This window comes from Rothia nasimurium, assembly GCF_928382285.1.
In the GTDB taxonomy this organism is placed as follows: domain Bacteria; phylum Actinomycetota; class Actinomycetes; order Actinomycetales; family Micrococcaceae; genus Rothia; species Rothia nasimurium_E.
The window spans coordinates 182,851-204,105 of record NZ_CAKMSS010000001.1 but is presented as its reverse complement, the minus strand read 5'-3'; the positions used below and the strand labels follow the sequence as shown (position 1 = coordinate 204,105).

18 protein-coding genes are annotated in these 21,255 nt (G+C 59.2%); 7 read left to right on the top strand and 11 right to left on the bottom strand.

All coding sequences use genetic code 11. From position 1 onward, the window contains the following. Positions 1-36: 36 nt before the first annotated feature. The gene (locus L6758_RS00855) at positions 37-1,989 is read right to left on the bottom strand and encodes an APC family permease (RefSeq protein WP_237205078.1); all 1,953 of its coding nucleotides are present in this window, start codon (positions 1,987-1,989) and stop codon (positions 37-39) included. A gap of 192 nt (positions 1,990-2,181) precedes the next feature. On the opposite strand from L6758_RS00855, the gene L6758_RS00850 reads away from it, so the two are divergent. Continuing rightward, positions 2,182-2,874, top strand: coding sequence for a potassium channel family protein (locus L6758_RS00850; protein WP_237199538.1), 693 nt, complete (start codon positions 2,182-2,184; stop codon positions 2,872-2,874). Continuing rightward, positions 2,865-3,518, top strand: coding sequence for a potassium channel family protein (locus tag L6758_RS00845; RefSeq protein WP_237185374.1), 654 nt, complete (start codon positions 2,865-2,867; stop codon positions 3,516-3,518). Before L6758_RS00850 ends, L6758_RS00845 begins: the two co-directional genes overlap by 10 nt. A gap of 80 nt (positions 3,519-3,598) precedes the next feature. Here the strand turns inward: L6758_RS00845 and L6758_RS00840 are convergent, their stop codons facing one another. Genes L6758_RS00840 through dut form a run of 3 tightly spaced genes read right to left on the bottom strand, consistent with a single transcriptional unit; the run spans position 3,599 to position 5,449 of the window. Further along, positions 3,599-4,135, bottom strand: a complete 537-nt coding sequence (locus tag L6758_RS00840; RefSeq protein ID WP_237205077.1) for an asparaginase — start codon at positions 4,133-4,135, stop codon at positions 3,599-3,601. 5 nt (positions 4,136-4,140) lie between these two features. Then, on the bottom strand, positions 4,141-4,971 hold the full coding sequence (locus L6758_RS00835) for a DUF3710 domain-containing protein (RefSeq protein ID WP_237205076.1): 831 nt from the start codon (positions 4,969-4,971) through the stop codon (positions 4,141-4,143). Positions 4,972-5,005: 34 nt separating this feature from the next. Continuing rightward, a complete protein-coding gene (gene dut, locus L6758_RS00830; protein WP_237199541.1) occupies positions 5,006-5,449 on the bottom strand; it encodes a dUTP diphosphatase in 444 nt (147 codons plus the stop codon). 133 nt (positions 5,450-5,582) lie between these two features. On the opposite strand from dut, the gene L6758_RS00825 reads away from it, so the two are divergent. After that, positions 5,583-6,050, top strand: coding sequence for a DUF3093 domain-containing protein (locus L6758_RS00825; RefSeq protein ID WP_237205075.1), 468 nt, complete (start codon positions 5,583-5,585; stop codon positions 6,048-6,050). Positions 6,051-6,161: 111 nt separating this feature from the next. Here L6758_RS00825 and L6758_RS00820 read toward each other — a convergent pair whose 3' ends face one another. Then, on the bottom strand, positions 6,162-6,461 hold the full coding sequence (locus L6758_RS00820) for a DUF4193 domain-containing protein (protein ID WP_083091691.1): 300 nt from the start codon (positions 6,459-6,461) through the stop codon (positions 6,162-6,164). A 423-nt stretch (positions 6,462-6,884) separates the two neighbouring features. Here L6758_RS00820 and sepH point away from each other — a divergent pair, with 423 nt between their 5' ends. Beyond that, complete coding sequence (gene sepH, locus L6758_RS00815; RefSeq protein WP_237205074.1) at positions 6,885-8,219, top strand: septation protein SepH; 1,335 nt, start codon at positions 6,885-6,887, stop codon at positions 8,217-8,219. Between the two features lie 252 nt (positions 8,220-8,471). After that, entirely contained in the window at positions 8,472-9,479 is a 1,008-nt protein-coding gene (locus L6758_RS00810; protein WP_237205073.1) for a hypothetical protein, read from the top strand. A gap of 32 nt (positions 9,480-9,511) precedes the next feature. Here L6758_RS00810 and L6758_RS00805 read toward each other — a convergent pair whose 3' ends face one another. From L6758_RS00805 to L6758_RS00780, 6 genes are all read right to left on the bottom strand, one after another. Beyond that, positions 9,512-10,744 (bottom strand): alkaline phosphatase family protein, encoded by a 1,233-nt coding sequence (locus L6758_RS00805; RefSeq protein WP_237205072.1) that lies wholly within the window; start codon positions 10,742-10,744, stop codon positions 9,512-9,514. Between the two features lies 1 nt (position 10,745). Continuing rightward, positions 10,746-11,369, bottom strand: coding sequence for a DUF5998 family protein (locus L6758_RS00800; protein WP_237199753.1), 624 nt, complete (start codon positions 11,367-11,369; stop codon positions 10,746-10,748). A 72-nt stretch (positions 11,370-11,441) separates the two neighbouring features. Further along, entirely contained in the window at positions 11,442-14,270 is a 2,829-nt protein-coding gene (locus tag L6758_RS00795) for a bifunctional acetate--CoA ligase family protein/GNAT family N-acetyltransferase (protein WP_237205071.1), read from the bottom strand. A gap of 137 nt (positions 14,271-14,407) precedes the next feature. Further along, positions 14,408-14,929 carry a DUF4190 domain-containing protein gene (locus L6758_RS00790; RefSeq protein WP_237195480.1) on the bottom strand — a complete coding sequence of 174 codons (522 nt, stop codon included), beginning with the start codon at positions 14,927-14,929 and terminating at the stop codon, positions 14,408-14,410. A 158-nt stretch (positions 14,930-15,087) separates the two neighbouring features. Further along, entirely contained in the window at positions 15,088-15,579 is a 492-nt protein-coding gene (locus tag L6758_RS00785) for an aromatic ring-opening dioxygenase LigA (protein WP_237205070.1), read from the bottom strand. A gap of 166 nt (positions 15,580-15,745) precedes the next feature. Next, entirely contained in the window at positions 15,746-16,951 is a 1,206-nt protein-coding gene (locus L6758_RS00780) for a PucR family transcriptional regulator (RefSeq protein ID WP_237205069.1), read from the bottom strand. A gap of 142 nt (positions 16,952-17,093) precedes the next feature. Here L6758_RS00780 and L6758_RS00775 point away from each other — a divergent pair, with 142 nt between their 5' ends. Both L6758_RS00775 and hsdR read left to right on the top strand, forming a co-directional pair. Continuing rightward, positions 17,094-18,470 (top strand): MFS transporter, encoded by a 1,377-nt coding sequence (locus L6758_RS00775; protein WP_237195469.1) that lies wholly within the window; start codon positions 17,094-17,096, stop codon positions 18,468-18,470. 384 nt (positions 18,471-18,854) lie between these two features. Next, on the top strand, positions 18,855-21,254 hold the full coding sequence (gene hsdR / locus L6758_RS00770) for an EcoAI/FtnUII family type I restriction enzme subunit R (protein ID WP_237205068.1): 2,400 nt from the start codon (positions 18,855-18,857) through the stop codon (positions 21,252-21,254). Position 21,255: the final 1 nt, after the last annotated feature.

Genomic DNA, 21,255 nt, shown 5'->3' with positions numbered 1-21,255 from the left:
TTTCTCGCTTTGAGGGTGGCTCGGTGGGTTTGTATTTTATCGTTCGATTTGCCAGGGCACGGAGGCCACGACGACGCCCGGTTCGTGGCGCAGGCGGGCTTTGAGTTTGTGCACGGTGCGGCGGTGGAAGATGCCCTGCCACCAGTGGGAGACCACGTATTCGGGCAGGTAGACCACGAGTACGTCGCGGGGGGATTTTTGGCGCATCTGCTGCACGTATTCGAGCACGCTGGCGGCGGGGTTGCGGTAGGGCGAGTCCAGTACGGTCAGGTCGACGGGCAGTTCGAGGGCTTCCCAGGTGTCGATGTTTTCGCGGGTGCGGGCTTCGTCCACGTTCACCACGAGAGCTTCGATGGACGAGGGGCGGGAGGCCCGTGCGTAGGCGAGGGCCCGGAGCACAGGTTTGCGTACCCGCTCAACGTAGATGAGGGCGTGGACGCGGGAGGGCAGCGCCCGGTCTGCGGCCAGTTGTTCGGGGTCGGCTGAGAGGGCTAGCTGCCGGTCGATATTGCTGTAGTGTTTGTTGGTTTTGATCATGAGCCAGGTCAGAAGAAGAATGAGCAGCACGGTGACCCAGGCACCGTGGGTGAACTTGGTAAGAATGATGACCACGAGCACGGTAACCGATGCGCCGGTACCGATGGCGCTGATGCCGATGTCGCGCCAGAGGGTGCGGCGTTTTTTAGTATCGAGGGTGATGCGCTGGGCCCGCCAGCGGTTGCGGAGCACCGCGTACTGGGTGAGGGTCATGGCAGTAAAGACACCCACAATGTACATCTGCACCAGGGCGTGCACGTTGGGGCCGACGATAGCGACCAGCAGCATAGAGCTGGATCCCAGGGCCAGCACGCCGTTGGCGTAGAGCGCGGTGGAGCTGCGCGCTGAGAGGTGCACCGGTAGGTACTGCTTCGCGGCGATGGTGGTCGCTAGCATGGGGAAGCCGGTGAAGGCCGTCATGGCCGCCACGATGAGCACTCCGATGGTGGCTGCGCCCAGCAGGACGCTGGCCAGGGGGATGCCGAAGATAGCGTCGGTGATTTGGAGTAGAGCGGGTACCTGGTGGAAGTCTTCGCCCGCGGGCTGCCCGTTGATCAGCAGCCCCTGAGCTGGGTCAAGGACGCTGACCACCCCGGTTTGCCGGGCCAGGTAGAGCACCCCCAGCAGGGACAGGGCAGACAGGCCGCCAATCACCATCAGGCTGGTGGCAGCGTTGCGCTGACGCGGCGGCGCAAAGGCCTTCACGGCGTTACTGACGGTGTTTACCCCGGTCAGCGCCACAGAACCCGAGGCAAAAGCCCTCACCAACAGCAGGCCAACACCGAGCTGGGTGGTCAGCACCTCGGCAGCACCGTCGGGTACCACCACCGTGTACTCAGCCGATACTGCGCGCCCGAGCTGCCCGGTGGCGTCCGCAATGAGACCGCAGGCCACGGTTACTGCAAGCAGCACCAAAAAGACGTAGGAGGGAAGGTGCGACACCCGCAGCATCACCTTGAGGCCGCGCAGACAGATAAAGGTCACCAGAGCAATGAGGGAACAGGCAATCAGCCGCTGATGCCCCAGCAGTACCGGGGTAATCGATTCAAGGTACTGGGCAGCAGAAGACAGCGACACCGCAACCGTGAGCATAAAGTCAACCATCAGGGCAGCGCCCAGCACGATAGCGGCGGTTATCCCCAGGTTCTGGTGCACCAGGGCGAAGTCGCCGTGCTCCCCCACATGCTGGATGTTATAGCGGTAGGCACCCACCACAACCAGCAGAATCAGGGCAATACCCAGCCCCACCAGGGGCGAGTAGGCTAAGGCACCGTGGCCGGCCAGGAGCAGGGTCAGCAGAATTTCGTCGGGGGCATAGGCAACCGACGAGAACCCGTCCGCCCCGAAGAGGGGTAGGGCACGGCGTTTGGGCAGGTTGCCCTTCTTGGCGTGCCTGCTGGTGACGGGGGCACCAAAAATCAGGCGGGTGGCCGCGCTCCTAATATTTCTCACAGGCTCTAACCGTAGTCGGTAGAGCCGGGAAAACACAGCTATACACACCACATTTTGCTCGTGGGTCAGGACGCCCCCCCCCGCGCGGCTATGGCGCGCCGGTTGGGTGGTGGGGCCGCCGGGCGTAGACTAGAGGCAACCCTGCTGTGCGGGGTTTATGTTTGTTTCCGTCGTGGTTTCGTGAGGTGCTAAGTGCCCCATTTTGTGATTATGGGTGCTGGTCGTGTGGGCGTTATGCTGGCCCATACCCTAGAAGATGCGGGTCATTCGGTTGCTGTAATCGATCAGGATGACCGGTCTTTCCGCAGGTTGCGCAAGGATTTTGCGGGTAAGAAGGTGACCGGGGTGGGCTTTGACCGCGAGACCCTCAAGCGGGCCGGTATTGAGCACGCCTACGCTTTTGCCGCGGTGTCTTCTGGCGATAACTCCAACATTATTGCCTCCCGTGTGGCCCGTGAGACCTTTGGGGTGCAGCACGTGGTGGCCCGTATCTACGACCCCAACCGGGCTGAGTTCTACCAGCGTCTGGGTATTCCTACGGTGGCTGCGGTGCGCTGGTCGACTGACCAGGTGCTGCGCCGCATTTTGCCGGAGCAGGCTATGGCCGGTGATTTCCGTGAGGCTTCGGGCCGCCTGATGCTCGGTGAGCTACAGTTGCACGAGGACTGGGCAGGGCACGCCCTGACCGAGATTGAGCAGGCTGCCGGTGTGCGCGTGGCCTACCTGACCCGGTTTGGGGAGGGCATGCTCCCCACCAAGGAGACCTCCTACCAGCAGGGCGATACGGTGCACGCCATGATGCGCACCGAAGACATCAACGACATTGCCAGGGTGCTGGGTGCTCCCCCAGCACGCAACGCTGAGGGGGATCTGGAATGGAAGTAATCATTATCGGCGCTGGTTCGGTGGGCTCATCAAGCGCCCGCGAGCTGCTTTCTCACGGCCACACGGTCACCATTATCGACATCAAGCCCGAGGCGATTTCCCGCAGCGACATTCAGCACGCCCACTGGGTGATTGGGGACGCCTGCGAGCTGTCCGTTCTGCGTCAGGCCAAGCCCGAGAACGCGGACGTCATTGTGGCAGCCTCGGGCGACGATAAAACCAACCTGGTGGTATCGCTGCTGGCCCGCAGTGAGTTCGGGGTGCCCCGCACCGTGGCCCGCGTGAACAACCCCAAAAACGAGTGGCTCTTCGACGACTCCTGGGGTGTGGACGTTGCGGTTTCTACCCCCCGCCTCATGACCGCCCTGGTGGAAGAGGCCGTTGAGGTGGGCGACGTCGTGCGCCTGCTGACCCTCAAGACCGGCAGCGCCACCCTGGTCGAGTACACCGTGCCCACCGACCACCCGATTATTGGCCACACCGTCGATAACGTTCAGTGGCCCTACGAGACCACCCTTACCGCTATTCTGCGCGACGGGGTACCGATTACCCCGAGCGGCGACGACGTGATTGAGGGCGGCGACGAGCTCTTCTTCATCACCACCCCCACCGGTGAGGACGACATCCGCGCCCTCTTCAGCTAGCCCTCTTCCTGCTTATCAGCAAAAGGACGCCGGCCCCACCTTCTTCGCCGAAGGTGGGGCCGGCGTCCTTGTGCTTGCTACTAGAGGGCCGGAACAATCTCGTAGCGCGGGTTGTACATGAGGGGCTTCTCGCGGGTGCTCAGCATGCCCGAGACCCGAAGATAGCCGCCTGCCTCTATACCCGGCACCTGACGCTGGCCCTGCCAAATCAGGGTCAGCACCGTACCTGGGCTCAGGGGCGGAAACTCCGGGTAAAGCACCCGGGGAGCCGCCCTGTTGACGCTAAACCGGGTGGTGAAGCCGGTCTCCTCATCCAGCACAGAAATCTGGCCGGTTGAGGTGTCTTCGGTGGTGCTCACATCGGTGGTGTCATCAAGATCTTCACCGGTCTCTGCAATGGGCATACCCGTCATGGGGTGGGTCTTCGCCGGAGGCAGGGGCTTAGACTTATCGACCAGCAGGGTCACCTCGAACCGGGGGTTAGCCCCCACATGCGACATGTGCACGCGGGTTACCCGCCCGGCGGCCCTGGCGCGAAACCGCTCGGGGTACTCTTCCAGGCGGGTCACCGGCCCGGCAGCCCGCTGCTGGGTAAAAGGAGACTGAGTCTCAGGCATGGGCGCTAGCCGATTTCAGTGATTTCGGGGCCGCGGCGGGGCACCTCAACGGTGGGCTTCTTCTCAGCCTGGGCAGCCGCTGCGGCAGCGGCCTGGGCGGCTGCGGCGTCCTGAATGTTCTGGGGCACGCGCATGGGCAAAAGATCGCGCGGGGGCATGGGGTCAGAGCCACGGTTGACCACGATGGTGCGGAAGACCTCTTCAAGGGCGGTAGCGCTCTCACCGGGTAGCACGGCCTTGCCCGAGAAGACACCGCGGACGAACCAGCGGGGCCCGTCCACACCAACGAAGCGGGCAATACGGAAGCCCTTGCGTCCGTCGGGAAGCTCAGCGGGCACGCGGGAGATCAGCTGACGCCCGAAGGGGCCGTCGTTGATATCAACCTGACCACCCTGGCGGCGCACACTCTCAGACAGTTCCTTACGAATCTCATCCCAGATACCGCGGCTCTTAGGAGCCGCAAAAGCCTGTACCTGCAGGGTTCCTTCGCCCAGCTGCAAGGTCACCGCGATAACCTGCTGGGTCTTCTGGTCCGCCTCAAGGCGCAGGTTCAGCCCGGGGTTACTCTTGACCAGCAGGCCACCCAGGTCGATGTAGCTAGAGCCGGTACGCTGCTCGGTGATGTCAAAGGGGCCGTTCTCACGGGTAAATTCCACGAAGGACGCCGCAGGCTCCTCCTGCGCGACAGGCTGCTGGGTGCCTCCCTGAGCAGCCTCAGCAGGTGCCTCTTCAGCGGCGATTTCCTTCTCGTCGCTCTCTACAGCGGCAGCTGCTGCGCCCTGCTCACGCTCAGCCGCGGCGTCCGCGTCATTCTTTTTCTTACCAAAACCAAACATAGTGCCTCCTTCGGCCCTCGCCTATCTACTGCTCTTACTGTACGCCCGTTGAACCGAACCCGGCAGTTCCACGCTCGGTTTCACTCAAACTCTCCACCACATTAAAAGTTGCCGACTCAAACCGCTGAATAACCAGCTGGGCAATGCGGTCACCGCGCTGAATCTCAAAAGCCTGCTCCCGGTCGGTGTTGAGCAGGCAGACCATAAGTTCCCCCCGATACCCGGAATCAACGGTGCCCGGTGCGTTCACAATCGTAATGCCGTGCTTAGCAGCCAGGCCCGAACGGGGGTGTACCAGACCCACATACCCCTCAGGCAGGGCAATCGCCACACCGGTCGGCACCAGGGCCCGCTCACCCGGTTGCAGGGTGAGGTCCACGCGCGAGCGCAAATCAGCACCGGCGTCCCCTGGCTGAGCGTAGGCGGGGGGCTCAATTCCCTCATCGAGCATCTTGATATCAATCTTAAGCTGGTTCATCACCCTCTTTACTGTACCGGCTTAAGCGCTCCGGTGCTGCCCACATCAGGCGCCAAAACCCCTTAGACTAGAACCTGTGCACCGGGTTTGCCCCGGCTCATACTTCACAACTTGTCCCTCGTCGAAGGAAGCTATGCCTGCTACCGCCCCCACCGTGCTGTACCGTGAACGTCTGACCCCCGGAATCGGCCTGTGGATAGGCTGCCTGGGCGTTGGCCTAGCCTCTTTCCTGGTCGGCGCACCGATTAATATCACCGCTGGCATTATTGCCGGTATCGTGATGTTCCTGCTGGTCGGCGGAATACTCTACGGCAGCTCCCCCACCATCGAAATTACCGAAACTACCGTGCGCTTTGGCCGGGCCCGTATCGAACGTGACTATGTTGGTCGAGCCTACGCCTTCCGAGGTGAAGATGCCCGCCTCGCTACCGGCCCGGCCCTCGATGGCCGCGCCTACATGTGTTTCCGCGGGTGGATCACCTCGGTGATTCGCATTCAGATTACTGACCTGGCAGACCCCACTCCCTACTGGATTGCGTCCTCCCGCCACCCAGAAAAAATTGCTGCCATCCTGAATGAGGGGCTACCCGAAGAGGACTAAGAGGTCCAAAGGCTGCTAAGCACCTGGCAGGCATCATCTCTATGCGATACGAGGGCGGGCCCGCGTTGTATAACGCGGGCCCGCCCTCTTACTTTTGAAGTTTCTTAGTCTTTAGCTCTCGCACTCGATGCAGAACTTGAGGTCGCCCTCTTCGCGGGCAATCTGGGAGCGATGACGCACCAGGAAGCAAGAAGCACAGGTGAACTCGTCGTCCTGTGCAGGGAGCACCACAACGTTCAGCTCTTCATTGGAGAGGTCAGCACCGGGCAGCTCAAAACTTTCGGCCGCTGCGTTTTCGTCCTCATCCACTGCACCTGACTGCATTTCTGAGGGGCGTGAACGCAGCTCCTCAAAGGACTGGTCCTTGCTCTCTTCGTCCTGCTTGCGAGGTGCATCGTAATCGGTTGCCATGGTTTTCTCCGTATTAAGTGTGCGAAGGGTAGATACCCCCTCTGTCTGGTCTGGGGTACCTGCACCTCGGTCTTGGTGTCGACCAACTCTGCGCTCGTCAGGGTCTACGACTGTGTTGAGGTGACGGGTAGAATTGTTCACCATTGCCCCCGATAATGCAAGTGCAAACTTCATGTTCTCTCTCAGCGAGTCACAAAGGCCTGACCGGGGGCACCTCGGGGCAAGAAAAATATTTCAAGCTCTTGCTGAACTTGAGCAAAAAACCCTTGAAAAACCGGGTTTTTTCAAAACTTCGCCCCTGCCCCAGCTACTTTAGCTTTCAAGCACAGCTTGAGCCGGTAGTCTTTCAAGTAAGTGTAAAGATTGAAGTGAGCACCCCTCTCTGTTGAGGTGGTGCCCGGCCCCATCTAAGGAGACCGAGCAGTGCGAGAACTGCGACTTGCTGGCATTCACGACGACGGTGAAAACCTCGTCCTCGAATCATCTGACGGCGCAACCTACCTCTTGCCCATCGACCAGAACCTACGGCAGAGCATTGCCCGTGCCCGCCGTATCAGCCCCCTGCGCGGCGGCAGCGCTAGCGGAGCCTTTGGCCCCCGCGATATCCAGACCCGCTTCCGCCAGGGTGCAACGGTTGAAGAGATTGCCGCAGAGTCAGGGTGGGAGCCGGAGCGCGTGCGCCGCTACGAGTGGCCCATCATTGCTGAACGCGACAACATCATCCAGACAGCCCGCACCGTGGTCATCTCCCCCGCCCCCGGCCAGGGCGGAGCGGCACAAAGCCTCAACCAGCACATCGAAGCCGTATCTGAGCGCTTCGGCTTCGCCCAAGCCCCCATGGAATGGAGCACCTGGCAGCAGGAATCTGGCCAGTGGACCGTGTCTGTCGATGTAGAGCTAGGCGAGGACGCCCAGGCCAACCTGCCCCGCGGCGTCATGTTCCCCGCCCGGTGGAACTTCAACCCTGCCAACCAGAGCATCTACGCTTCAAACGAAGCCGCCTACTTCCTCATGGGCCGCGACCACTCCCACGATGCCCCCATTCCGGGCCCGGCTAAACAGGCTGCAGCTCCTCAGGAGGACTCTGCGGAGGAAGCCTCTGAACAGGCAGCCCCCGCTACCGCCGGTGTTCAGGTCGCTGAACCCCGTCTGACCCGCGTGAGCGTGCCCGAGCAGAAGGAACAGAACGAGCTGCTCGACGAGCTCACCGCTCGCCGCGGCGTCCGCTCCTTTGACCCCGCCAGCGAGCGCAAACTAGCCGACCTGCTCGAACGTGCCCGCCGCAGCTCCCGCCCTGCCCCCGCGGCCGAGGTGCAGGCCGAACCTGCCCCTGAAGCCGAAGAACCTGTTGCGTCGGTAGTCGACGAAACAGCCCAGCCGCAGACAGTCGCTAGCGAAAATACCGCTAGTGAAAATACCGTAGAGCAGCAGGTGCCTGAGGAGGCTAGCGAGATGGGTGCCGAATCTCCGGCAGCTCTTAAAGAAGCCCCCCTGCCCGCCGAGACTTCAACTGCTCAGGGCGCCCTGCCTGATGAGCAGGTCCAGGGAGCTGAGGGCTCGCCCGTCGCTGTGGAGTCTAAGAGTGAAAACGACGCCCAGAATGCTGATGCTCCCCTCACCGAAGCTGTAGAAGATACCCCTGAGGCTCAGGCCGAGCAGGCAGAGGAGCCTAAGACCCAGCAGCCCAAGTCGAGCCGGGCCAAGCGCACGAGCGTACCGAGCTGGGATGACATCATCTTCGGCAACCAGCGCCGATAGAGCCACCGTTATCCGGTGTAGGTTATGGCCCCGCGTCCGCCTGTCTAGGTAGAACGCGGGGCCTTACCGTCTGACGAGAAACGGAAGGGGTTGCCCCGCACCGCCAGCATTTTCGTTAGAGGCACCACAGTACCGGCAAGCTTTCAGCGCGTACACTAGATACAGTAATCTCTCTTATTTTCACCGCACCAGCCCATGTCGCGCCCCTTTCGCAGACGGGTAAAGGGCTTATAAATACTTGATAAGGAAACCGTGACCACGCCCCGTTCCCACCAGTCACCAGATTCTAAAGACCAGAAGCCCACCGCCGCCGACGACGCCACAGAAGCTTTCCCTTCCCCCGCTGCCGAGGGCGCTACCGATGATGCAACCGAAGCTATGCCGCTAGCTAACGGTTACGAGTACGTGACTGAAGATAGCGGGAGCACCCGTACTGTTGTAGATACGGACGACGACTCTCTGGCCTTTGGCCTCATGCGCAACGGCGACGTCGTTGAGAAACTCACCCGGGAAGAGCGACGGGCAGACAGGGCTGCCGAAAAGGCCGCAGCTAAAGAAGCTGAACGGGCAGAAGAGGCCCGCAGGCAGGCGGCTCTTGCCGCAGCGGCGGCCGCAGCAGCTGAACGTGATCAGCTGAACCCCCGTCATGCGGAAGATGAGCAGGAAGAACGCAAGATCGGGTCAAAGGTCTTTTTTATCGGTTCCACGGTACTCACGGCAGCCGCTATCGCCCTAGTCGCCGCTTTCTTACTACCCCTCAACGACGAAAGCTCTCAACAAACCACGGTAGAGGCGACCCCGACACCCACGGTAGCAGAGACCAGCTCAGCGGCTGCAGAAAGTTCAACGGCGGCACCCGTTCCTAGTTTTAACACCAAGGCACCGACTGTCACGGAACAAGACGGCGGTACCGAAGAGCCGGTCTCCCCCGGCAGTGTTCTTTACGCGCCGACCGAAGAAGCTCCTATAGTTGAGCAGGCCGCTGAGCCTACAGCAGCTGAGACAGTCATTGAAGCTACCGAACCGGCTCCCGTAGAAGAGACGCCGGTAGCAGAAGAAACCCTGGTTCTGGAGCCGACCGAGGTGGCTACTGATCCGGGCGAAGTTGTAGCTCCTGATGACGCTGCACCTGCCGAAGAACCGGACCGTTCCGTTGAAACTGCCGCTACCGATACTGCTAGCGCAGCGAGCCTATCTAGCGCTCCGGCTGCGGACGGCAGTAGCGTAGACCCCACCCTAGCGGCAACTACCGGCCCCTAGCCGCGCGCGGCGGGGCGACGTCCGCACCGGTCTTAGCCGGTGGGTAGCATCAGCAGGGGCACCTGCGTTTCCTCAAGCGTGAGTGATCCGTGCTGACCCACCATCTGCAGGGCATGGGGCTTGTAGTGCCGCATGTCGTAGAGGGCGATAGGTTCGCGGGCAGCCACGATAATATCGCCAATGCGGCGGCGGGCTTCATCGGTTACCGGCTGACCAAAATAGCCGGCATCGAACAGGTCTTCTGAGTCAAAGACCCAGGCCTGATCTCCCCAAGCTTCTGCCCACCGGCCCAGGGCGTCCTGGCGGGCAGAAGCACTGGCGTCCTTTAGGTAGAGCTGCACCATGCGGGGTTCGCCCGCCGTCAGCTCAATATTATCCAGCAGAGCCGTATCGCCCGAGTAATCAATGCGATTCTCAGGGGCGATATCGACCATGCCGTGATCCGCCGTCACCAGTAGTAACACGTGCGGGGGCAGCCTGCGAGCCAGTGACTTCAGCGCAAGGTTGAGCTCTTCCAGCTGCTCTAGCCACTGGTCAGACCGGGTACCAAACTTATGCCCGGCCTGGTCAATTTCTCCCCAGTAGAGGTAGACCAGGGACGGCTTACGGGAGTTCAGCAGGCTAGCGGCCAGGGTGGTTCGGGCGGCGTACCCGGCTGCGTGCACAAAGCGTCCGCCCCGCAGACCCGCTTCGCTCAGACCGGTGCCCGCATACTTGCTCAGCGATACTGTCGCTACATCCAGGTGGTTTTGGTAGCGCTCAAAGACCGTGGGGTGGGGCTGCCACTGGTGGGGGTCGACAGCCTTGTCCCAGCCCGAGAGCTGGTTCATCACGGCCCCGGTGGCTGGGTTTTTCACCTCGTACCCGGCCATGCCGTGGTAGCCAGGTGGGGTTGCTGTGCCCAGGCTGCTAAGTGAAGCTACCGTGGTCGAGGGGACGGCCGAGTGAATCGGGCCGAGCTGGGTGGCCTTCTTCAGGAAGGGGGCGTAGGAGCCGTAGGCATTCAGCAGGCTCTGCCCCAGACCGTCGACCATGACCAGGCAAACGCTACGGTAGCGGGTAGGGTCAACCCCGGCGGCGCGCAGGCGGTCTGCCAGGCCGATCAGGTCGTGACGTCCTGCCCCGTGCAGGGGGTGCGGGTCGGGGGTGATAGATCCCTGGGCTACCAGGGTGCCGCAGGATTCGAAGAGGTCAGCTAGGTTGTTACCGCCATAGCCGGGTTCGGTGGGTAGGGCGTTACCGCAGTAATCAGTCAGGACGCTCATCTTAGGCTCCTGCCTGCGCGGGGCCGCCTGCTGGGGCGGCAACCTGGTTCATAGCTGCCATATGGGCAGAGCGCAGAGCGCGGGCGAAGCTCCGGGCCTGGGCGGTAGCCTCTTCCCCGTCGGCCGGGGCGCTTACGCGCAGGAGCATGTCTTCCCGGGGGCCCATGCCGGTGTAGCCGTGGTCGGCGTCGCAAGCGGGGTCGGGGCAGTCTGCCGGTTGTACGTCAAGGCGCTGGGAGCCCGTCCAGGCAATCAGCATCGAGACTTCTGAAACGGGGCTACCGGCCCGGTAGTGCTGGGGCTGTGGGTAGGTGTAACTGATGGTCAGGGTTCGAATACGGCTCACGTGCAGGGTCTCAACCGATACATGGGCAAGCACCTGCTGACCGCTTTCGTCGAGGTTCTGGTCATCCAGGTGGGCAACCAGGAGCATCTGACCGGCCAGCACCAGCACCGTAATGTGGCGGTGCACCTCGTTCTGGTCAAAGTGGGTCTCTACCTGAACCAGGTGTGAGGTAGGCACCAGCCCCGCCAGGGCTTCATCGACCGTATCGAGGACGAGCTCGGGGTAAAAGCCTGCCTGCTGAATATCCCTGGTAAGGGCTTCGGCTGCGCTGAGGTTCATCGTCTCGTCTCTTTCTAGGGTAGATATGGCCGGTAGGTCTACCCTCCATCTTAGGTCATGGCTAGGTTACACTTAGCTGCTCATGGTTCGGCGGGCAGAATCGGTGCGCTGCTGGGGGTTGCCCAGGCGTATCTTGGCACCCACCACTGTGAGGGTCTCTTGTGAGAGCAGAACGGGGTTGAGTTCAAGGTAGGCAATCTCGGGGTGGTTGTCTTTCATCAGGGCTACCCGGGCACAGAGGTCTTCGAGCAGGTCAACCCGCACCTGGGGCAGGTCGCCGTCGGCAAAGAGCTTGGCTGCTGCCTTGGGCGAGCGCACCATCTTGTAGACATCCCTTTCGGTTAGCGGTGGGATGCGGTGGGCCCAGTCTTCCAGCAGACTGGTGGCGTCCCCGGCCATGCCGAAGGAGACTACGGGGCCGATCAGGGGGTCTTCGATGCCGGTGAGTACCGCTGTTTGACCGGCCGGGGCCTGTTTTTGCACGGTGAGGTCGAACCTGCCGTAGGGTTCGAGCACGCGGTGCATTTGGGCTATTTCGCTGATGAGTTCGGCGTCGCTTTCGATGCCCAGACGCACACCACCCAGGTCTATGCGGTGGCGCAGGAAGTCGTCTGTGGTTTTCAAAACGACCGGGTAGCCGCCTGCCCGGGCAGCGGCCTCAATGGCTTCTTCTGCGGTGTCAAAGCCATATTCGGGTAGCAGGCTAATGCCGTAGTGGGCAAGGAGTTCTTCGGTGGCAGAGGCCGATACATCGAGCAGGTTCTCACCGCTCACCTGGGTCAGGTGCTGGACAATGTCAGCGGCCGCAGCCTTGGGGCTGACATTCTCGGGAGTAGCCAGTACCCCGGTTTCTTTCTCCCGCCACTCCACATAGTCCATGACGCTTGCCAAAGCCAGGATAGAAGCCCCCGGTGACTCAAAGCAGGGCAGCCCTTCTTGCAGGACGGGGGCGCTCTCCCCCGCTGTGCCGCGCTCTGCCGGGACGGGCGTCCGCCCATCCGGGTCTTCCCAGATTCCGCGAAGGGCTGCGTCAAAGCTGAGCGTGCCGGGGAAGGCAGCAACCACGGGTTTTCCGGTGCGCTTGCCTGCGCGGTAAAGGACGCGGGCAACATCCTTGGGGTCGATAGAGTCGCCGGTGAGGAAGACGCCGATGGCCGCATCAATATCTGATGCTTCGAGGGCGCTGGTTGCCACGTCTTCAAGCACCTCTAGCCCGTCGATACCGTCATCGGTGAGCCTCAGCATGGACTCGGTCACCCGCACATCGATGTTCAGGGCCTCGGACTTGTCGGCGATAATCTGCCCCAGGGCTGAGGCGTTGGAGAGGATAGCCACGCGCCGCCCAGCGGGAAGGGGCTGGGACACCAACACCTGGGCCACGTCGAGCACCTGGTCAAAGGTTTCGGCGCTGATAACTCCGGCCTGCTTGAACATGGCGTCCAGGGCTTCGGTGGGGGCGATGGAGGTTCGCCCCGAATGCCCGGGAGGGAGCTGCTGGCCGGTCACAGCGTTCTTGGCCACGAGCACGGGCTTGACGCGGGAAAGCCTGCGGGCGATACGGGAGAACTTTCGGGGGTTGCCGATAGATTCAAGGTAGAGGGCGCAGACGCGGGTTGCTTCGTCGTCTTCCCAGTACTGCATGATGTCGTTACCCGACACATCGGCGCGGTTGCCCGCTGAAACCAGGGACGATACACCGATATTGCGCTTGACGGCGGTGTTAGAGAACATGGCGCCAATAGCTGAGGACTGGCTAAAAAGACCCAGGGCGCCGGGCTTGGGGTCCTGGGCGCTGATAGTGGCATCAAGGCGGACGCCAGGGTTATTGTTCAGCAGCCCGAAGGAGGCAGGGCCGATGACGCGCATACCGTGGCTACGGGCTGATTTCACCAGGGCTTTTTGGCGGGCGCGGCCGCGGGCCCCGTCGTCCGCGTAGCCGGAGGTATAAATCAGGACTCCGCGGACGCCCGCCTCGCCGCAGGCTTCTACGGCTGCGGCTACCTCGGCGGTGGGGACGGCGATAATAGCTAAATCTACACGGGCCGGCACTTCACCGATGCTGGGGTAAACGGGCACCTCACCGGCAGGTAGCTGGTCCTCGTTAACGCCGTAGAGGGTGCCGGTGAATCCGCCTTCCACCAGGGTTTTAATGACCTTGTGACCGTTGGCCTCCCAGCGGGGTGCTGTACCGATCACGGCAACAGTGTCTGGGGCAAGGAGCTCAGCGATAGATTTGGCTTCGGCACGGTGCTCGCGGGCTTCCATCACGCCGCGGGAGCGGTCGGTGGGGTCGATGTTGAAGTAGACCATGACCAGGCCGTCTTCAAATTCGCGGGAAATCTCGTAGCCCGCATCGGTGAAGACGTTGAGCATTTTGCGGTTCTGGGGCAGAACTTCGGCGCTGAACCTGTCGATACCGCGTTCGTTAGCAGCTGCTGCGAGGTGTTCTAGCAGGATTGACCCGATGCCGCGCCCCTGGTGGGCATCAGAGATCATGAAGGCCACTTCGGCCTCGGTGGGGTTGTGGGTGCGGTCGTAGCGGCCGATGCCGATCATTTCATCACCCAGCATGATGACGAAGGCGACCCGGTTATTGTGATCCACCGTGGTGAACCGGGTCAGTTCTTTGTCGCTCAGGGTAGGTTTGTGGGTGAAGAAACGCAGGTAGATAGTACGCTCTGACTGGCCCGCGTACATTTTTTCGAGGGCTGCCCGGTCGGTAGGGACGACGGGGCGCAGGTTGGCGGTGGCTCCGTCGCGCAAAACGACGTCCGCCTCCCAGTGGGCCGGGTAGATGAAGGGGATTTCGTCGGTTGTGGGGTGGGCTGGGTCAGCCGGGGTGAAACGCGGGGCGTGGCCGTCCTGTTCGTAGCGGCCTGCGGGTGCTTCTGATTCAGTCACGGGGTGCTCCTGGGCGTGCTGGGGGCGCTTTCCCCCATCATAACGTGATTGAGGTGGAGCTCACAGCCCTATCGTTGCGATGGGCCCTCTCGATGACTTGTGGAAGAATAAGAGTCGATGCAGATTCCCACTCATTTTTAGTAGCTGGTGTTGCTCTCGATGCAGCGCGCGATAGCTTCTTCGTCCCCGGCATGGGTGATTTCGCAGTTCGCGGTTTCGGCCCCGTTCAGGAACCAGCTCGCCATGAAGTAAAAGAAGACCGCCACCGGAATGCAGAGAATACCCAGAGCAATGCCACCCCAAGCCATACCGGCTGTTTGCCCGTAAAAGCGGGTACGCGGGTTACGCTTGCGAGCGCGTAAGGCTTTGATACCCAGAACGATAGCCGCCACCGCAGGGATGAGAGCCAGCAGGGAAAAAACTCCCGCCATGAGCACTACAAGCCAGCTCACTACGCCCACCGATAGTGCCATAACCGCCTGGTAGTAGCCACGGCCTCGCTTGTCACGCACCATTGCCCCATAGGGCCGACGGTGGGCATCAGGCACCCGGTACTGGGTAGGTTCGCCGAGGGTTTCGTAGTCCAGCGCAGGAGGCAGAAGGACGCCTGTGCCCGCGGGTGCTTGCGACTGGGGGTATGCGGGGGGCTGGGTGCTCACAATATCCTCTTTCTTCACGAAACCGCCGTGTCAGATGGGCTTTATTCTATAGTCAGCCTACCAGTACCCGTTACTCTTCGATATAGACTTCAGCCCCGCTTCCATGCACCTTGCAGAGGTGAAGAAAACGGGGCTGGGCCTTGCTACTGTCCAGAGGTCTAGGCGGGAACCGCTGCCTTTTTCGGAGCAATTTTAAGTAGGGCTGCACCAATAAAGCCAAGCACAACCCCTAGTCCCATGACCAGGGCTGATACACCGAAGGAAACAACCGAGGTGAAGAGAGAAGCGCGCAAGAAAGAAGCGTCCATCACCAGGTTGCGGCGGGTCTGAAGTTCTTCTGCTAGTGCCTCATCGCCAGCATCCTGAGCTTCGCGCACCATAGTACCCAGCTCAGCATAGGTCTTTCCTTCATAAACGGTACCTTCAGCACCTGCGGTGGCATGCTGGCGGATGGTTTCTGCCTGAGCGTATGCAGTCAGGGGGCCTTTGACATCCTTACCAGCAAAAGCGCCGCCCATAAATTCGGAATCGGCGGGTACACTAATGCGCTCTTCTGCGAGCTGGTTACTGACCGTAACCCACACGGTGGCACCCCCAATCAGCATGACGATAGCGGCAAGAATCGATACAAGACCGGCAAGGCGTGACATAGTAGCCCTCTCAAAAAATAGTGGGTGAGTAATGTCTATTGCTGAACGTCAACAATATTTTATAACTATGTACTATTTTATCGCCCGACACCCTCTTATTCCACTTCAGATAAAACCTCTTAATAATCACTTAAAATAGTCCATTAAACCTTATTGATAAGGTGTTTTAGACTGAATCACCTACACCAAGAGCGCCCTTCAGGGCCATGTCGTGCCGCAGCCACATTAGTTCGATACAGGTATCAATATCACTCAGACTACGGCCGGTTATCTGCTCAAATTTTGCAACCTTATTACGCAAAGTATTCTCATGGACATAAAGAGCCTGGGCAGCATCACGATAACTACGACCATGCTCCAAAAACGCCCATACATATACCAGCAAAGATTCCCCAACGCCGTGACTATCATGCAGAGGCTCCACTAAAGATTGTCCTAGAAGATCCCCCAGCCAAGGGATACAAGCAACAGCCAGACGCCACCCTCGGCTGCGCACATCAAAACACCCCGCTATACCCGGCTCTAATGAGGCCAAGACAGTTCGAGCTTCCTCCAGCGACGCCGCCAGATTACCCATGTGAACAGGACGCCCAAGAGCAAAAACTCCACCGCGAAGCTCCTGCCAGCCACCCGCTCGGGAGGTGGCAGCGTCCACACTCTCCAGCACCGGAACCACACCCACCAGACCTCCCTCAACGTCATCAGCAAGAGCCGGCGCATGCAACGACGAAAAAGCTCCTTCAATCCCAGATACCCAATCACATGGCGCAAACCCGCGCCCCAAAACCACCTGATACTCTTGATCGCCAGGTAACCCCAAACCACTCGAGCGAACCTGCTGTTCCGCAGCGCTCAAAGACCCCTGGAAAAGACGAGTCAAGAAATCTCGCTTTTCAACCCCTCGTCGCTCAGATTCGGCAAGCTGCGCAGGCTCATAGTCACGAGCAACCTGAACCATAAACCACTCACCCACTTCCCAGATCACACCCATCGCCCGCAACCGCTCCTCAAGAGGCAAGCCAGAATCATCCGCCATTTGCGCCAACCTACTCTGGGTTGCAGATAGAGCCAAACGGTGCGCCCTCAAGACTGAAGCCAAAGAAACCCCCTGCAATTTTCGGCGCGGAGCAACCGCATAAAGGCTCCCCGCCCCCTCACCCAACACCTCGTCAACAGAAGCAGAATTACCCAAGCAGGCTATAGCCGCATCAAAAACACCGGCTACGCTCTCAACTAGCTCCTCGCGGGGCACAGCACGATACTCAGGAAGCTCATCAACAACAGCACCAACCGCCCCCACCACCAGGGCGTCCTTTTCCACCGCTAAAGACTGCAGCAATACATCCAGCCTAATGTAAGGTATCTCACTCATATCACCATTGTAGGAAATTACACACAAGCACAACATGTAATGAAAAAACCTACATTGCCATGATGTAAATCACATTATTACTGTTAGTGGAACGCCTACCGCACCGGGGGCGTCCGCACAAACAACACCAAGGGAACCCAAGATGACAGAAGCTATCTTCAAAGCAGAAAAGGTGATGCAGCCTGTACGTACCACAAAGCAAAAGCGTAAAGCCTTTATCGGGGCTGTCGCCGGGCACCTCATCGAATGGTACGACTACGGTGTCTACGGCTTTGTTGCTATCTACGTAGGCGCTGCTTTCTTCTCAGCCAACACACCGGCCGTAGCCCTGCTCGCATCCTTCGCAACCTTTGCACTTTCCTTCTTTATGAGGCCCCTCGGTGGCTTCGTCTTCGGCCCGCTCGGTGACCGCATCGGACGCAAAAACACCATGGCCCTGGTCATGTTCCTCATGTCGGGCTCTACCTTCATGATTGGCCTGCTCCCCACCTACGAAACCATCGGTTTTGTAGCCCCAGCTCTGCTGATCCTGGCGCGCTGCCTTCAGGGGCTCTCCGCGGGCGGTGAAATCGGCACCGTCACCTCCTACGTCGCCGAATACGGCGGTCCCGAACGTCGCGGCCTAGCTACCTCTCTGCTCATGACCATCGCAGTCTCAGGCCTTATCTTAGGCTCCATCGTAGCCAACGGCCTTGCCTCAATCCTGGGCGATGCTGCCATGCAGGAATACGGCTGGCGCATTCCCTTCATCATTGCAGGCCCGCTCGGCCTCATCGCTGCCTTCATCCGCTCCCGCCTTGAAGACACTGCCCAATTCGAGGCAATTGCAGAATCCGGTCATCAAGAGAAGCGCCCCATCCGTGCCACCTTCCAGTGGAAACTCAACATCACCCTGGTCGCAGGCTCGATCGCCCTACTGGCAAGCATGTTCTACCTTATTTTGACCTACTCCTCCACCTACTTCGTCAAGGATCTAGGATTCTCAGCTAACACCCGTTTCTGGTTCATCACCATCGGCGGTCTAACGGCAGCCTCCCTCATGCCCCTGGGTGGCCTGATAACCGATGTTTTCGGACGGCGCTGGTTCCTCATGGCAACCTCTGCGCTCACCATACCCGCGCTCTACTGGTACTTCACCACGGCCCCGGGCTCATCGCCGTCCGAAATTTTCCTGCCCTTTATGGTGATTTGTGTGCTCTTTGGCCTCTACTCTTCAACCCCCTACGCGGTGATGAGCGACCTGATTCCCACGTCCATTCGCGCCACCGGTATTTCCATGGGCTACAACATTCCCGTTGCAGTCTTCGGCGGCTCCGCGCCCTTCATCGCCACCTACCTGGTCAACGCAACAGGCGACATTACCTCGCCCATGTACTTCTTCATCGGTTGCGCGGTCCTTTCCTTCCTAGCTGCAGCTTTCACTACCCAGAAAAACTATCAGCGGGTTCGTGACGCCGATGCTGACCTCATGGAGAAGGTTGCTACTTCCTCTATCCCCACGGTAGAGCCTAAGAAGTAACGCCAACTCGCGGAGACACAGAAAAGGCCCTCCGCCCGGATTACCCGGGCGTAGGGCCTCAATACTTTTATGTAACTGCCTAGTGATACAAGGCAACATGCATGATTGCAGTGATGGGGGCAGCTTTTCACTTGGTAGAGGGACAAACAAGCAGGAAGGGGTTTCAGATTGTTAAGGCGTTGGACTTCAAATGGATTGGTCAGTGCATGTGGCAGGCATGAAGCTGCCGAAAGTGAGCCAACTTGTGACGCTAATTGGTCATGCCGCGTGAAAGTTGGTTCATTGCAGGTGGCTAGTTGCCGCCTTCCCCCTGCATGTCGAATGGTGCGGGTATAATAAGGGTTAGTTCGTCCTGTTTTCACTAGGTTGTAAGAAGGTGCGCTGATGCAACGTTTGACTGAGGAGGACATCAAGCAGCGTTTCATTACTCCTGCCATTGTGGATACTGCTGGTTGGTCTCGTGAGCAGTTGTTTATGGAGGCTTTCACAGCCGGTCAGGTGATTGTGCAGGGTTCGACTACTCGCAGGGGTAAGCGGGGCAAGGCGGATTATGTGCTGAAGCGCAAGACTACGGGCCAAGTGCTCGCCGTGGTGGAGGCGAAAGATTCGTCTCATTCACTGGGTGCTGGCATGCAGCAGGCGATGGGGTATGCAACGAAGCTTGATGCCCCGTTTGCTTTTTCGTCCAATGGTACTGGGTTTCTTGAACATGATTTCTTGACTGGCGTTGAGCGCGAGCTTGGGTTGGATGAGTTTCCAACTGAGGATGAGTTGTGGGCTCGTTATGTGGCGTCGAATCATTTGAATGAGCAAGCCCAGCAGGTGGTGAGCCAGCCATATTATTTTGATGCGTTCACTAGCAAGATGCCACGGTTTTATCAGCAGATCGCTATTGATCGCACGGTGGAACGGGTTGCGCAAGGTTGCAAGCGTTTACTGCTCGTAATGGCCACTGGAACGGGCAAGACATTCACGGCATTTCAGATTATTTGGCGCTTATTGGAGTCTCGCGCGGTCAAGCGAGTGTTGTATTTGGCTGATCGTAATGTGTTGTTGGATCAGACGATTGCTGGGGATTTCCGTCCGTTTGGGAATCGTGTAATGAAGGTACAGCATCGCAGCTTGGATTCATCCCGCGAAGTGTATTTAAGTTTGTATCATCAGCTCGCCGGGGATGATGGTGAGGAGCCGTTTCGTCAGTTTAAGCCAGAGTTTTTCGATTTGGTGGTGGTTGATGAGTGTCACCGTGGCTCAGCAAAAGAAGAATCCCGTTGGCGGGCAATACTGGACTATTTCTCTGACGCGATTCATTTAGGTCTGACCGCCACACCGAAGGAAACAAAAGAAGTTTCAAATATTACCTATTTTGGTGATCCAGTCTACACGTATTCGTTGAAGCAGGGTATCGAGGATGGGTTCCTTGCCCCCTACAAGGTGCTACGGGTCGGCATCGATGTTGATTTGGAAGGCTGGCGACCTTACGAGGGAATGGTCGATGTTGATGGCGAGCTGGTGGAAGATCGCGAATACAACGTCAAGGACTATGACCGCAATCTGATTATTGATAAACGCACGAGTATGGTGGCAAAGTATGTAGCGGCATGGCTGGCTAAACACGGCAAAGAGTCGAAAGCCATTATATTTTGTGTAGATATTGAACATGCGGAGCGAATGCGCCAAGCGTTAACAAACGAGTTGCTTGAAAACGTTATGGATGACTACCGGTACGTGATGCGTATTACCGGGGATAGCGAGGAGGGTAAAGCTCAGCTCGATAATTTTGCTGACCCGAACGAGAAGTATCCGACCGTGGTAACCACGTCAAAGCTGCTGACCACGGGTGTGGATGTACCCACGATTAAACTGATTGTGCTCGAATCAAACATCCAATCGATGACCGAGTTCAAACAGATTATTGGGCGTGGCACCCGGCTTGCCCCAGACCACGGCAAAGAATTTTTCACGATCATGGATTTCCGTGGCTCCACACGTCTGTTTGCTGACCCTGACTTTGATGGCGAACCCGTCACGATTATCAACATCTCCGCCACCCCTGATGGTGAGCCGGAACTGCCGGATGACGAAACCAACCTACCTGAGACTGAAACTCCGCAGACCGACACGGATCGAGACGGAGTTCTTGACTTGGACGAATGGCTATCCTCCGATATGCCCGTATCGACTGATACAACTGAAACAGGTGGGCGGCACAAGGTGCGGGTAAGTGGCGTGGAAGTAACGTTACTCAACGAGAGGGTACAGTTCGTTAATCCACAAACAGGCAAACTAGTCAGTGAATCTATCACAGACTTTTCGCGTAAGAGCCTTCTCGGCCAATACTCCACTTTGGAAGAGTTCCTCAGCGGGTGGCTCTCGAGTGAGCGTAAAGCAGCGCTGGTCGAAGAACTCCAAGACCGTGGAGTGTTGCTGTCAGCCCTACGAGAAGAAGCCGGTGACATCGGGGCGCAACTTGATGACTTTGATTTGATTATGCATGTGGCGTACGACAAACCACCACTCACGAGGCGGGAGCGCGCAGCGAACGTGCAAAAGAAAGGCTACCTACACAGGTATTCCAGCGAATGTGAACAAGTGTTGGCTGCACTGCTAGAAAAGTACGCCACTATGGGGGTCGCTCAAGTTGAAGACATCAGGGTGCTCGCAAATGACCCGTTCATTCACCTAGGTTCCCCAGCCCGCATCATCAGCCTTTTCGGAGGCAAAGACAACTATCAGCAAGCCGTGCAAGAACTCATCAACGAGATCTACCTTGCCACCGCATAAA

Coding starts and splice junctions, on each gene's coding strand:
- L6758_RS00825 (WP_237205075.1), top strand. CDS start 5,583: ATGCCTGCTACCGCCCCCACCGTGCTGTACCGTGAACGTCTGACCCCC.
- L6758_RS00800 (WP_237199753.1), bottom strand. CDS start 11,369: ATGAACCTCAGCGCAGCCGAAGCCCTTACCAGGGATATTCAGCAGGCA.
- L6758_RS00780 (WP_237205069.1), bottom strand. CDS start 16,951: ATGAGTGAGATACCTTACATTAGGCTGGATGTATTGCTGCAGTCTTTA.
- L6758_RS00785 (WP_237205070.1), bottom strand. CDS start 15,579: ATGTCACGCCTTGCCGGTCTTGTATCGATTCTTGCCGCTATCGTCATG.
- L6758_RS00835 (WP_237205076.1), bottom strand. CDS start 4,971: ATGTTTGGTTTTGGTAAGAAAAAGAATGACGCGGACGCCGCGGCTGAG.
- L6758_RS00840 (WP_237205077.1), bottom strand. CDS start 4,135: ATGCCTGAGACTCAGTCTCCTTTTACCCAGCAGCGGGCTGCCGGGCCG.
- L6758_RS00820 (WP_083091691.1), bottom strand. CDS start 6,461: ATGGCAACCGATTACGATGCACCTCGCAAGCAGGACGAAGAGAGCAAG.
- dut (WP_237199541.1), bottom strand. CDS start 5,449: ATGAACCAGCTTAAGATTGATATCAAGATGCTCGATGAGGGAATTGAG.
- L6758_RS00775 (WP_237195469.1), top strand. CDS start 17,094: ATGACAGAAGCTATCTTCAAAGCAGAAAAGGTGATGCAGCCTGTACGT.
- L6758_RS00845 (WP_237185374.1), top strand. CDS start 2,865: ATGGAAGTAATCATTATCGGCGCTGGTTCGGTGGGCTCATCAAGCGCC.
- L6758_RS00805 (WP_237205072.1), bottom strand. CDS start 10,744: ATGAGCGTCCTGACTGATTACTGCGGTAACGCCCTACCCACCGAACCC.
- hsdR (WP_237205068.1), top strand. CDS start 18,855: ATGCAACGTTTGACTGAGGAGGACATCAAGCAGCGTTTCATTACTCCT.